The organism is Niveispirillum lacus, assembly GCF_002251795.1.
Taxonomy (GTDB): domain Bacteria; phylum Pseudomonadota; class Alphaproteobacteria; order Azospirillales; family Azospirillaceae; genus Niveispirillum; species Niveispirillum lacus.
This window is the reverse complement of the sequence record NZ_NOXU01000031.1, coordinates 597,201-610,411: the sequence shown is the minus strand read 5'-3', so window position 1 is coordinate 610,411 and position 13,211 is coordinate 597,201. Positions and strand designations below refer to the sequence as shown.

Here is a 13,211-nt window from a genome sequence, read left to right as displayed (position 1 = left end):
CCCTTATCCGTTGTTCCGCCGCGCCAGGAAGGCCAGGCGTTCGAACAGATGGACATCCTGTTCGTTCTTCAGCAAGGCGCCATGCAGGGGCGGGATCAGCTTCTTCGGGTCGCGCTGGCGCAGCGTTTCCGGCGACACATCCTCCACCAGCAGCAGGCGGATCCAGTCCAGCAATTCGGACGTGCTGGGCTTCTTTTTCAGGCCGGGTACGTCGCGGACCTCATAGAACAGGGTCAGCGCATCGCGCAGCAGCTCGGCCTTCAGGTCGGGGAAATGCACCTCGACAATGCGGGCCATCGTGTCGGCATCGGGAAAGCGGATATAGTGGAAGAAACAGCGGCGCAGAAAGGCGTCGGGCAGTTCCTTCTCATTGTTGGACGTGATGATCACGACGGGCCGCTTGGCCGCCTTGATGGTCTCCCCCGTCTCGTAGACGAAGAATTCCATCCGGTCGAGCTCCTGCAACAGGTCGTTGGGGAACTCGATATCGGCCTTGTCGATTTCATCAATCAGCAGGACGGGCGGGTCGTCGGCCTCGAACGCGTTCCAGAGGGGTCCTTTACGGATATAATTCTTGATGTCCTTGACGCGCGGGTCACCCAACTGGCTGTCGCGCAGGCGCGAGACGGCGTCATATTCGTAGAGCCCTTGCTGCGCCTTGGTCGTGGATTTGACATGCCAGGACAGAAGCGGTCGGTCCAGCGCCTTCGCCACTTCCTGCGCCAGCACCGTCTTGCCGGTGCCAGGCTCGCCCTTTACCAAAAGTGGCCGCTGCAGGGTAATCGCCGCATTCACGGCAACGCGAAGGTCATCGGTGGCGACGTAATCCTGGGTGCCTTGGAAACGGGTCATGGTCTCTGCTGGTGGCTGTGGCAATGGTTCCGTGCAGCATCATTGCCGGATCGGTCCGGAATGGCTACCCTGAAAACATCGTCATGCGGAGGTCCTGAACATGCGGCAGGTACTGAACGACGTCACAACCGAACAATTGCCCGAGATTCTGCTGCGGCTTGGCATCCAGCCGGGCCAGCGCCTGCGCATTACGCTGGAGACGCTGGACGAGGATGTGACGCTGCCGGGGGACGAGGAAGAAGAGGTAGCGGCCTTTGACTGGGCGCTGGATGAGGTGGAGCGGGCGTGAGATCAGGGAGATTTCACAATGCCCGTGAAATCCGACCAATGGTCCACTTTAAACGCCCTGATATCGCGAACGCAGGTGGGTAACCAAGGCAGCGCCTTGAGCCCTTGTATCGCGGCGAAGAGATTGGCGAGATCATCACGCGAGGTAATGTAGAGGCTGCCTTGGACTCGGTCGAAACCATAGCGCGCCAGACAGGCACCGATATCGGAATAAGCCTGGGAAACGCCCTTCGGGTGACGTTGCGCTGTCTCTGCCACCACCAGATCAAAGGCATTCGCAAACATCAACGATCCCGCGGGTCTTCCAGAATTTCAGACAGGCGGTAATCCAACTCTTCGCCGCTTTCGACGACGCGAATACGCATGGCGCGGTCGCCACCGGTCAGCTTGCCACCTGCCGAGAGGATTTCATAGACAGGGCCAAGTGGCCCGAACCGACGCCATGTACCGATAAGCGCCTGGGGCGTAGGCATCTGACTGTCCATGGCCGCCTCTCAAACCGGTGCTCAATTGGGCCAAATTGTACGCCAAACTATCCAACGGAGATAGATGCGAAAGGGCCGGGTTTGTCGCCCGGCCCATTGTTATCTATCAAGCCCCCAGCGCCGCTTCCACCGCCGCGATGGCATCCGCCGCCTTGTCCCCATCGGGGCCGCCGGCCTGGGCCATGTCAGGACGGCCACCGCCGCCCTTGCCGCCCAGGGCCGCTGCCGCGACGCGGACCAGATCGACGGCGCTGGCCTTGGACACGGCATCCTCAGTCACGCCAACCACCACGGAGGCCTTGCCGTCGGCTACGGCAATGGCGACGACGACGCCGGTGCCCACCTGCTTCTTCAGTTCATCGGCAAAGGGCTTCAGGTCCTTAGCGGGCAGATCGGCGACGACGCGACCGATGAAACCCAAACCGTTGATCTGCTTCACTTCCGAGGCACCGCCGGAACCACCGCCGCCCAGCGCCACCTGACGGCGCAGGTCGGCCAGTTCCTTTTCCATCTTGCGGCGTTCATCCAGCAGGCTGGTGACCTTGGCCACCACCTCGCCCGCCGGCACCTTCAGCGCCTGGGCGGCGTCCAGCAGACGGCCTTCCTGTTGTTCCAGATAGGCCAGCGCGCCGGCCCCGGTCAGCGCCTCAATCCGGCGGATGCCGGCGGCGACGGCGCCCTCGGACACGATCTTGAACAGGCCGATATCGCCGGTGCGGCGGACATGGGTGCCACCGCACAGTTCGACGGAGAATTCCTGATTCCCTGCCTCGTCCACACCACCCATGGAGACGACGCGCACCTCCTCGCCATACTTCTCCCCGAACAGGGCCATGGCGCCGACGGCGATGGCGGCATCGGGTGTCATCAGGCGGGTGGTGACCTCGCTATTGCCGCGGATACGGGCATTCACCGCCGCCTCAACATCGGCCACATCATTGGCGGCCAGCGGGGTGGGCTGGGAAATGTCGAAACGCAGACGGTCGGCGGAAACCAGCGATCCCTTCTGCGTGACATGGTCACCCAGGCGGCGGCGCAGGGCCTCATGCAGCAGGTGGGTGGCGCTGTGGTTGGCGCGGATGGCCCCCCGGCGGCTGCCATCGACCTTCAGTTCGACCGCATCGCCAACAGCCAGCGTGCCCTTGGTAACCGTGCCGACATGGGCGAAAACCGCACCCAGCTTCTTCTGCACATCACGGACGGTGACTTCGGCCCCCTTGGCGGAAATCATGGTGCCGGCGTCGCCGACCTGACCGCCGCTTTCACCATAGAACGGGGTCTGGTTGACGACAACCAGGACCTCGGCCCCTTCAGCAGCACTGGTCAGGCGGTTGCCTTCCTTGTCCAGGATGGCGGTCACCGCACCCTCGGCGGCTTCGGTATCGTAGCCCAGGAACTCGGTCGCCCCGACCTCATCCTTGAGTTCGAACCAGACACGTTCCGTCGCGGCCTCACCGGAGCCAGCCCAGGCGGCGCGCGCCTTCTTGCGCTGTTCATCCATGGCGGCGTTGAAGCCGTCGACATCGACCGGACGGTTGCGGGTACGCAGCACGTCCTGGGTCAGGTCCAGCGGGAAGCCATAGGTGTCATAAAGCGTGAAGGCGACATTGCCCGGCAGTGCCTGGCCTGCGGCCAGGGGGGCTTCCGCTTCGTCCAGCAGCTTCAAACCACGGTCCAGCGTTTGCTTGAACCGGGTTTCCTCCAGGCGCAGCGTTTCGGTGATCAGGGCCTGGGCGCGGACCAGTTCGGCATAATGGCCGCCCATCTCGCGCACCAGGGCCGGCACCAGACGGTGCATCACCGGGTCCTTGGCACCCAGCATGTGCGCGTGACGCATCGCGCGACGCATAATGCGACGCAGAACATAGCCGCGCCCCTCGTTCGAGGGCATGACGCCATCGGCGATCAGGAAGGAGCAGGAGCGCAGATGGTCGGCAATGACACGGTGTGAAGTGGCTTGCGGCCCCTTCAGGGATGCGCCCGTCGCCTCTGCCGAGGCCTCCAGCAAGCCCTGGAACAGGTCGATATCGTAGTTATCGTGAACGCCCTGCATGACCGCGGCCAGGCGTTCCATGCCCATGCCGGTGTCGATCGACGGCTTGGGCAGCGGCACACGCTCGAACCCGCCATCCTTCGACGGCAGTTGTTCATACTGCATGAACACGAGATTCCAGATCTCGATGAAGCGGTCACCATCCTGATCCGGGCTGCCCGGCGGGCCGCCGGCGATATGGTCGCCGTGATCGTAGAAGATTTCCGAGCAGGGACCACAGGGGCCCGTATCACCCATCATCCAGAAATTGTCCGATGTCGGGATGCGGATGATGCGATCGTCGGGCAGGCCGGCGATTTTCTTCCACAGGTCAAACGCCTCGTCATCATTATGGAAGACGGTGGTGGTCAGCTTGTGCGGGGAGATGCCGTATTCCTTGGTGATCAGGTTCCAGGCCAGCTCAATCGCGTCGGCCTTGAAATAATCACCGAAGGAGAAGTTCCCAAGCATCTCAAAAAACGTGTGGTGACGCGCCGTGAAGCCGACATTGTCCAGGTCATTATGCTTGCCGCCCGCGCGCACGCATTTCTGCGAGGTGGTGGCGCGGTTATAGGGGCGCAGTTCCTGGCCCGTGAAGACGTTCTTGAACTGCACCATGCCGGCGTTCGTGAACATCAGCGTTGGATCGTTACGCGGGACCAGCGGCGAACTGTCGACAATGGCGTGGCCGTTCTTGCCGAAATAGTCGAGGAAGGTGGAACGGATTTCGTTGACGGTCTTCTTGGACATGGGATGACGGCCTGACAGCGGGGTGGGTCGCGACAATATGGGGTGTGGGTTTTACCGTGGCCAGTGCCGCCCTGTCCATGCCCGGTACAGGGATACGGCCATGAACCCGGTGATTTCTTTACTCACGCACCACCAAAGCACGGCCGCCACCGGGTTTTTCCTGGTCCAGAGTCGGGCCGCGGGGTCCCGACGGCACCGCTTCCAAAAAGGCCATCAGCGCTGCGTCACCGCCATTGGACAGCAGGTCCGCCGCCGCCACGCCGGCCGGTCGGTAGTGCTGTGGCGGGCTGACAAAGTGCCGATCCAACGGCAGCCCCAACGCCACAGGCACCTCCCGATCAGAACCGGCATGAAGGATCAGCACCGGGGCCTGGATATGCGCCAGGGTGGGTATGATCTCAAACCGGTGGCGCAGCAGCGACCGCAGGGGCAGAAATGGCAGGCGCGGTCTCAACAGATCGGTCATGCTGGTGAATGGGGCTTCCAGCACCAAGCGCGCAACCGATCTTTCCGCCGCCAGCCCCGCCGCCAGGAAAGCGCCGCAGCCCCGACCATAAAGGATCAATCGACCGCCGGAGATGCCATGCTGAACCAGATAATCGGCCCAGGCACGGCTATCATCAATCCAGCCCGCCTGCCCGCCAGCCCCAGGATTGCCCGCCTGCCCCCGCAAACCCGCCAGCAGCACCCCGAACCCGGCATCAGCCAGCCGCCGCGCCAGCGGACCACATGCGCCAGGATGCCGGTCACGGCCGTTCAAGATCAGTAAGGTTGGTTTGGTAAATCCCTGGGCAGGCCGATACCATCCTTCCAGGGACAGACCATCGCGGCTTGATACCCAGACAGTCTGGAAATCGCCAAGTCCGGCATCGGCTAGAACCAGGGGTCGGCGGTCGGGCGGGAACAAGATACGTTCCTGCGCCCGCCGGAACCAGATTGCATACACCAACCAAAGCAACAGTGGGATCAGGATCAGCTTCAACATTATCCCCCCGCTCCGGCCGTGATCACACAGTCTTTAGAACGTATAGACCAGCGTGGCCCTGCTCAAGGTGTCGGTGGATTTGCGGTCATCGGGCGGTGCCGTTTCATGCCGGATGGTCACCGCAACGCGGGCGGAAAACAAGGCATTGATCCGGGCCGTCAGGGTACTTGTGGCCTCCAGAGTCGTATTTTTTGCACCCACAAGGCTTTTCACTGTCTGGGCAAATTTGGCGCTGTTGGACAGGTCCTGGGTGAAGTCGGCCGCAGCGCGGAGAACGACTTCATTCTCGGTGGCCGGCTCACCTGGAATGTCATAGAGGAACACATGCCGGGCACCCGGCCCGCCTTCCACCGACAGGCGCCGTCCATCAGCATCCAGGATGACATATCCCGCGCCGACGGTTTCCGTCAGACGATGGCGATATCCCGCGAAGATATCCCGCTCCCATGCCAGTTCAGCGGCGGTGTAAACACGAGGGTTTATGAAGAAATTCACTTCATAACCAGCCTCGAACCGTTCTTTGGAGTTTTCGCCGTCGGCGCGTTGGACATCGGCGCCAGCCGTGACCTGATGCCGCCATCTGACGGTCTCTTTCACCAGATCAACACGCACTGACAATGTCTTGTCATCGCTGTTGCCGGTAGACAGGGCTGCCCCTAATTCTGCATCGCCGGACCAGCCGGCAAACAGATGGGCAGCGGCAGCACGCTTCACCGCGTGCTCTGCGTCCTTGCGGTCTTTACGCAGACGAACCGCCAAGGCTGCGATGGCCTGGCCTTGGTCAGGAAAAGCCGCAAGTGCCAGGGATTCGGCCAGGTCCAGTGCGGAATCGTCCCGGCCCGCCGCCTCGCGCAACATGGCCGCGACACCGGCAGGAAGACCGGTTTCCTGTGCAAAGGCGGGGACGGCGGCACAACAGCATGACATCAGTGCCGCAGTGAGCGGCGCTGTCTTGAAAATCGCCATGGGTACGTCGGTCTCCGACTATTCCAGCAGGGAACGCAGCATCCACGCGGTCTTCTCATGGACTTGCATGCGTTGCGTCAGAAGGTCGGCCGAGGGTTCGTCCGCAGCCTCATCCACGATGGGGAACAGCGACCGCGCCGTGCGGGCCACCGTCTCGTGCCCCTCAACCAACTGGCGGATCATGTCCTGCGCCTTGGGCACACCGGTTTCTTCCGCCACGCTGGTCAACGCGGCGAACTGGCTGTAGCTGCCGGGGGCATGAAAACCCAGAGCGCGGATTCGTTCGGCAATGTCATCAACCGCAGTGTGCAGTTCTGTATACTGCGCCATGAACATGGTGTGCAGCGTATTGAACATCGGACCGGTGACGTTCCAATGGAAATTATGGGTCTTCAGATACAGGGTATAACTGTCGGCCAGAAGCCGGGACAGACCTTCCGCGATCCGGGCACGGTTATCATCGGAAATGCCGATGTTGATAGCGGGGGCGCTGGCCATATCCTCACCTCTTTGGTCACCGTTTACTGAGAACAGGTGGTCAGTCTGACGGCAAAGGCAAGGGGAAGCAAGGCGAGGATCGATCTATAACCCTCTGTAAAATATGGGGGAGGCCGAAAGGCCGCAGTGCAGCGCCCACGGCCATCCCCCAAAGTAGCGGCGGTGTTGCCACCCCCGACTGGCACGGCTGAAGGCATGCGAAGTTCCAGCCGGACCAATACGGTCAGTCTCCGGTCAGGCAGCCTGACTGGTGATGTTCGATCTGTTGCCGGTGTTTTTCTGAGAATAGAGGCCGATTGCGCTTTGCAACTGGCTGATCAGGGTGCTGACCGTGTCATCGTCGCCGGTGCTGCTGCCTGTCGACAGCAGGCTGGCAATGTCCGGGCTGGAACTGGCGGCTGAAGACGCGGTTTTTGTTTGCTCACCCTCCGGCGGCGGGCCGTCCGGCGGCGGGCCTGCCGGGCGACTGCCAGTGCGCGATGTGCCCGATGCCGCTTCCTGGGCGGCCAGCAAGGTGCCCTTCATCTCCGAGCGCATACTCTGGAACGCGGTTTCCATCTCCCCTTGGGTCAGGGCGCCGTCGCCGTCGCTGTCCATCCTGGCGAACATGTCTTCGGCGCTGGGCCGGGTGCCGGTACGACCGGTCTTGTCCGCATCCTTCGGACCGGCCGCCTGAAATTCCTCCAGCGACAAGCCGCCCGACTTGTCGGTGTCTGCGGCTTCAAACCGTTCCTGTGCCTGCGGCGGGCGGCCAATGCTGGTTAAGGCAGAGATACTGCCGCTGATGCTGCTGATACTCATGGGGTGCTCCTTGCAGGGTTTTGCCGGACCCATCCCTTCAACGGGTGGGTGTGGCATGGCCTGTCGGAGCGCCCGCGCTTTTTTCCCAACAGTTAGAACAGCGGGACAATGCGCGGGACAATGGCGGCCGCGTTGGCAGCAGCAATGCGGGCAAAGCTGGGGAAATCCAGATGGCTGTCGCTGCCCGCAAGGTCGGAGAGCGCCCGCACCACGACCAATGGCACCCCGAATGTCGCCGCCACCTGCGCCAGGGCAGCCCCCTCCATCTCCACCGCCTGGGCATTGAACCGGACATGCAACGCATGGCGCGTTTCAGCGCAGTTCAAAAAATGATCCCCGGTCAGCACCGTACCGAACCGCCAGACCGGCACCCGCGTGCCGCCCGGCATACCCGCCAGGGTCACACCCTCCAGGGCGGCCGCAATGCGCGGTGCCATGCCGTCAGCCAGCCCATAACCGTGGCCATTGTCAAATCCGGGCAGCGGCGGCACACCCGGCTGATAGGGCGTCAGCCTGCCATCAGAAAGGGCGCCGTAATCATGCTGAATCAGCCGGTCAGCGATAACGACATCGCCAACATCCAATGCCGGGTCCAACCCACCCGCCACACCGGAGAACAGCAGCCCCCGCACTTCGAACGCATGCAGCAGCAACGTGCCCACCAGGGCCGCGTTCACCTTGCCGATCCCTGCTTCGACCATCACCAGCGGGTGCCCGTCCAACCAGCCCGTCGTAAACACGAAACCAGCAATTTCCCGCTGCGTCTCCCGACGGAAATGGCCCGCCAGGGCGGCGGTTTCCTCTGGAATGGCACAGATCAGCCCCAGGGGCTTGCGGCTGTGGTTCATGGGGCACCCCCGATACGCGATCGGTTGTTCCTAGCCAGGATGTGCAGGGACCTGATCGTATCTTCGGGCATAGACAGGCGGGTCATGCGTTTCTCCGCTTGGCCAGGGCCTCTGCCACCGAGCGGCACAGGGTCTCTGGCTCCACTGGTTTGTAAAGCACAGGAAGATCGGGCGGCAAATCCTCAGCCTCTGCATGCTCGCGTCCGGGATAGCCTGTCATGAACAGGACTGCAACCGAAGGGTCCAGCGCCGTCACCAGATGGGCCAGCCGCACACCGCCCAGCGACGGCATTACCAGATCGGTCAACAGCAGATCGATGCCGCCCTGTTCAAACTGCGCCAGCGCCTCCACCCCATCAGCCGCCTGGCGTACTATATGGCCTTCGCGTTCCAGGAAGCCCGTCACCAAGGTCAGCAGTTCGGGTTCATCCTCTGCAACCAGGATGGTGGCGGAACAGGGGGCTGTTTGGGTGTTGGACGGCAAGTCGGTCCGCCGTTGTTCCGTTGGTGGGGTGGACAGGGGCAGCCAGATCGTGAAGCAGGTGCCCCGGCCCGGCTGGCTGTTGACCAGGATCATGCCACCAGCCTGTTTCACCGTCCCATAGACCATGGCCAGCCCCAGCCCTGTGCCCTGCCCCGGCGGTTTGGTGGTGAAGAAAGGGTCGAAGATGCGGTCCAACATGTCCACCGGCATGCCGGTTCCCTGGTCGGTGACCGACAGGAGAGCGTAATCCCCCGGTTCCAGGCCCGGCGGCGGCACCTCACCCTGCGCGACGCCCAGCCGCACCGTCAGCGGCCCGCCACCCGGCATCGCATCGCGGGCATTGATGGCCAAGTTCAGCAGCGCCTGGGCTATCATATCCGGATCGATGGCCACCCAGACCGCATGGTTCGGCACCCGCAGGGACAGGTCGATGGTCGCGCCCAGCAGCGGTTTCAGCAGGAATTCCTGCCCGCGCAGCACCGCGCCCAGGTCGATCACCTCTGTCCGCGCCACCTTCTGACGGGAGAAGGTGAGCAATTCACGGGTGAGGGCGGCAGCCCGATCCACCCCCTGCCTGATCTTGGCCAGATAGCCGGCCTGCGGTGCATCCCGCGGCACCCCCTGTTGTGCCATGCTGGCATACCCGCCGATGACCGACAGGATATTGTTGAAATCATGGGCGATTCCGCCAGCCAACTGCCCTAGCGCCTCCATCTTCTGCGCTTGCAGAAGCTGGCTCTCCAGCTTCTTCTGTTCCGTCACATCGGCGAACAGGACCACAAAACCGCCCCCCGGCAGGGGGAAATGGCGGACCTGCAGCCACGTGCCATTGGGTCGCTGACGCTCGTTGAAATAGATGCCGTCATGGCGGATACGGTCATAATCGGCGAGGCTTTCCTCGACCGTTTCGCCTGGATATTCACCCTGTTGGGCCAACAAGCGGACCAGATCGCGGTCCTTCAGCCCTGGTTTCATGAAGCCGGGCGGAATATCCAGCAGTTCCGACACCCTGCGGTTGGCGACCAGTAGATGACCGTCGGCGTCATAGACCTCAATGCCGATACCGACATTGTCCATCATGCTGTCCAGGATGCGTGTCTTTTCCCAGATCTCATGTTCGGCAAGGTGCCGTTCGGTAATGTCGCGCAGATAGGCCGTGTAACGTTGACCTGGACCAAGCGGCACCGTGGTCACCGCCAGTTCAACGGGGAACAGGCTGCCATCACGGCGCAGCGCCTCAATCTCGACGCGGCGGCCCAACATGGCGCCAGCGCCGCCTAACTTCATGCGGGTCAGGCCGCTGTCATGGCGGTGCCGGTGATGGGCCGGCACGATCAGGTCGCTCAACCGCTGGCCCACAGCTTCGGCCCGCGACCAGCCGAAGGTGCGTTCCGCTGCCGGGTTGAATTCCAGGATATGCCCATCCTCATCAATGGAGATGATACAGTCGAGGGCAGTATCCAGGATGGAGCGGGCACGCGCTTCACTCTCTCTCAACCGCAAGCTGGATGCCGCCTCATGCGTGACATCACGGAACAGGCACATGACCAGCCGCTCGCCCCCGCTCTGGAACGGTACGGCCGACAGTTCAGCGGTAATGCCGCGCCCGTCGAGACGGCGCAGGTTGATGCGCATCTGCCGCAACGGCTCTCCGGTCACCACCCGGCGTAACAGCAGATCAGCCAGCGGCCGCGTTTCCTCATCCGTGGCGTCCAGAAAATTGAACCGTGCCGCCGGCTCCTCGGCCCCGATGCCCAGGATGGCACGACCCGACCGGTTCACAAACCGGCCGCGCCCCTGGGCATCATGGACCGCAATGCCATCGGGCGACAGATCCACCAATTGTCGGTAACGCTGTTCGCTGTCACGCAGGTCCGACTGACGGCGCTTCAGTTCAGTGATGTCAGTGCGCAAGCAAAGGGTACCACCCTGGGGGAGGGCCCGGTCATGCACCCGTATCCAACGCCCGTCCGATAACAGAAATTCGCCCGGCTGGTCGGTCGGTTGACGAAAACGGTTCAGACGCTCGGCGACATAGCCCTCCACATCTTGGCCCTGGACATGCGGATTATCACCCGCATCAATGCCAAACCGCAGCAGCGTCTCAAATGTCACGCCCGGCTGCATCTGGGCGGCCGTGACCGGAAACAGCGCCTTGAAGGCGGGATTGGCCAGGACCAGCCGTTCCTGCCCGTCAAACAAGGCCACGCCGTCGGTCAGCATCTCGAAGGCCGTGGTCAGGCTGTCCAGGTCCACGATGCTCTCCTTGGTCGGGCGGCGCCGGCCCCGATGGTGCCCTGCCCCCGGTCGCCGATCAAGCCGGCAGCGCCGCGGCGACGCGGGTCACCAGGCCCGCCCAGTCACCACATTTACGCTGCCGGAACAGACGCATGCTGGGGTACCAGCCGGTCTTTGCCGATCCTTCGAGCCACCGCCAGTCCGTGTCGGTGGCGATCAGGGTCCAGACCGGCCGCCCCATGGCGCCGGCAAGATGGGCCAAAGCACTGTCCGGCGTGATCAGCAGATCCAGATGCGGCAGGATCGCGGCTGTGTCAGCCCAACCGCCGATCTCCGCCCCCAGATCGGTGACAGTGTCCGGCAGGGGGTGGTCGCCTAGCGCGTCCCGACCGCTGACCACCTGCATCGCGTACCAGTCGGCCCCCATATGCGTCAGCAGGGGCTGCAACGCCACCAGGCCGGGCGTCCGCCAGGCATCACCGGGATGGGCGGGATTGCCGGCCCAACTGAAACCGATGCGTGGCCGGTTGCCCCGTCGTGGCAGCCGGCGTCCCCAGTCCGTGGTGCGCCCAGGGTCCGCGATGATATAGGGACCGGACCAGGGAATGGCGCCCGGATCCACCTTCAGCAGGCCCGGCAGGTCCAGCAGCGGCACGGCATAGTCAACGGGCGGTAGGGCAGCCCCCCGTTCCACCACCTGCCCATGCCGCCCATCGGCGAACAGCGGCACCAGGGCGCCTGGCACTTCGAGGATTACCTGGGCGCCCGCGGCCAGAAGAGGCCGGACCAGCCGCGCGCACATGATAGTGTCACCGGCGCCCTGTTCATCCCACACCAGGATGGTTTTGCCCGCGGGGGCCTGACCCCGCCATGCCTCAATCATCTGGTGGCGGGGCGGGCGGGCGGAAACGGACCAGCGATGGTGATAAAGCTCAAAACCCTCTCGCCAGCGGCCCAGACGCAGCAGGGCCAGTGACCGGCCCAAGGAGGCGGCGCTGTCCCCTGGCGCCAGTTCCAGGCAACGATCAAAAGCCAGCAGGGCCCCGGCCGGGTCCCCGGCCACCCGACGCAGCAGCCCGATATCCCGCCAGACATAGGCAATGGCTGGTCCCCGTTCTGCCGCCACCGCCAGATGCGCCGATGCCGCCGCCAGTTCCCCCTGATGCAGCAGCAGATTGGCCAACGCGCAGCGGGCGGACACAAGGTCGGGGGCCGATGCCACCGCACGGGTCAGCAGGTCCCGCGCGGCCTGGATCTGCCCGGTTCGGCGCGCTGCGTCCCCCAGGGCCAGCAAGGCCACCGCATGGTCGGGATCAACCGAGAGTATCTGTTGCCACAGGCGGAGGGCTGTCCCCTCCTGCCCGCCCCGCATCGCCGCCTGTGCGGCACGGGCCATGTCACCGACGCTGTTCACCATTGTTTTTCCGTTAAGGTCGGTTTGCCCTGAACCGTGCTGCTGATGGCCTCCGGCATCCGGACCAGTCGGTCGCTGCGGATGACCGGCAACGGGTCGGGATCATAAATCTGTTTCAGACGCCGGTATTCCTGAAAATGATATTCCTGCTGCTCCTGAAAGTCCGGCTCGCCGTCGCGGCGGCCTGTGACGATGACCTCTTGTTCCATGGCGGGGCCGTTCCGGGCGACCGGCTTTTGGCCGGGGGGCACTGTCTGCGCCAAGATCGAGGGAGCAGCAATGAAGGCCAGCGCCATCAGCATCAGACGGCCGCTCACAGAACGGTGATTCCCACCAGAAATTGGCATTGGCGGACCTATCGGCCGGAGTGGAGCCATCATGATAGAGGATTTTACACCGGATCGCATCTGAACATTGTTCATTTTTTCGAGGGTGGGACGTATTCGCCTGGAAACGGCACTGAAAAAAGTGAACGTAATAAGAACATTTCCCCTTGGCGGATGAGAACGAAAAAGGTACAACAGGTTCAGTTGAACGCGCATGCTCATCCGTGCGAGAAGGAAGGGGACA

General features: G+C 63.2%; 13 protein-coding genes. 1 reads left to right on the top strand and 12 read right to left on the bottom strand.

The genetic code is table 11. The annotated features are described in order from the left end of the window. Positions 1-3 precede the first annotated feature (3 nt). Positions 4-852 carry an AAA family ATPase gene (locus CHU95_RS18665; protein ID WP_094457813.1) on the bottom strand — a complete coding sequence of 283 codons (849 nt, stop codon included), beginning with the start codon at positions 850-852 and terminating at the stop codon, positions 4-6. 100 nt (positions 853-952) lie between these two features. Between CHU95_RS18665 and CHU95_RS18660 the strand changes: the two genes are divergently transcribed. Next, positions 953-1,141 carry a hypothetical protein gene (locus CHU95_RS18660; RefSeq protein WP_094457812.1) on the top strand — a complete coding sequence of 63 codons (189 nt, stop codon included), beginning with the start codon at positions 953-955 and terminating at the stop codon, positions 1,139-1,141. A gap of 2 nt (positions 1,142-1,143) precedes the next feature. Here CHU95_RS18660 and CHU95_RS18655 read toward each other — a convergent pair whose 3' ends face one another. The 11 genes from CHU95_RS18655 to CHU95_RS22190 form a co-directional block, all read right to left on the bottom strand. Further along, positions 1,144-1,425, bottom strand: coding sequence for a virulence factor (locus CHU95_RS18655; protein WP_094457811.1), 282 nt, complete (start codon positions 1,423-1,425; stop codon positions 1,144-1,146). Beyond that, positions 1,425-1,613, bottom strand: a complete 189-nt coding sequence (locus CHU95_RS18650) for a DUF5397 family protein (protein WP_207762541.1) — start codon at positions 1,611-1,613, stop codon at positions 1,425-1,427. The genes CHU95_RS18655 and CHU95_RS18650 overlap by 1 nt, the downstream gene beginning before the upstream one ends. Positions 1,614-1,731: 118 nt before the next feature. Then, a complete protein-coding gene (alaS, locus tag CHU95_RS18645) occupies positions 1,732-4,407 on the bottom strand; it encodes an alanine--tRNA ligase (protein WP_094457809.1) in 2,676 nt (891 codons plus the stop codon). Positions 4,408-4,525: 118 nt separating this feature from the next. Further along, positions 4,526-5,392 (bottom strand): alpha/beta hydrolase, encoded by an 867-nt coding sequence (locus CHU95_RS18640; RefSeq protein WP_094457808.1) that lies wholly within the window; start codon positions 5,390-5,392, stop codon positions 4,526-4,528. A 33-nt stretch (positions 5,393-5,425) separates the two neighbouring features. After that, positions 5,426-6,358: a DUF481 domain-containing protein gene (locus tag CHU95_RS18635; RefSeq protein WP_094457807.1), complete on the bottom strand. Its 933-nt coding sequence runs from the start codon at positions 6,356-6,358 to the stop codon at positions 5,426-5,428. An 18-nt stretch (positions 6,359-6,376) separates the two neighbouring features. Beyond that, the gene (locus CHU95_RS18630; RefSeq protein ID WP_094457806.1) at positions 6,377-6,856 is read right to left on the bottom strand and encodes a Dps family protein; all 480 of its coding nucleotides are present in this window, start codon (positions 6,854-6,856) and stop codon (positions 6,377-6,379) included. Positions 6,857-7,090: 234 nt separating this feature from the next. Continuing rightward, positions 7,091-7,657: an EF-hand domain-containing protein gene (locus CHU95_RS18625; RefSeq protein WP_165772259.1), complete on the bottom strand. Its 567-nt coding sequence runs from the start codon at positions 7,655-7,657 to the stop codon at positions 7,091-7,093. 92 nt (positions 7,658-7,749) lie between these two features. After that, the gene (locus CHU95_RS18620; protein ID WP_094457804.1) at positions 7,750-8,505 is read right to left on the bottom strand and encodes a 5'-methylthioadenosine/adenosylhomocysteine nucleosidase; all 756 of its coding nucleotides are present in this window, start codon (positions 8,503-8,505) and stop codon (positions 7,750-7,752) included. 82 nt (positions 8,506-8,587) lie between these two features. Further along, positions 8,588-11,245, bottom strand: a complete 2,658-nt coding sequence (locus CHU95_RS18615; protein ID WP_094457803.1) for a PAS-domain containing protein — start codon at positions 11,243-11,245, stop codon at positions 8,588-8,590. A gap of 58 nt (positions 11,246-11,303) precedes the next feature. Then, positions 11,304-12,644, bottom strand: a complete 1,341-nt coding sequence (locus CHU95_RS18610; protein ID WP_094457802.1) for a tetratricopeptide repeat protein — start codon at positions 12,642-12,644, stop codon at positions 11,304-11,306. Then, a complete protein-coding gene (locus tag CHU95_RS22190; protein WP_133065575.1) occupies positions 12,638-13,183 on the bottom strand; it encodes a hypothetical protein in 546 nt (181 codons plus the stop codon). Before CHU95_RS22190 ends, CHU95_RS18610 begins: the two co-directional genes overlap by 7 nt. Positions 13,184-13,211 lie beyond the last annotated feature (28 nt).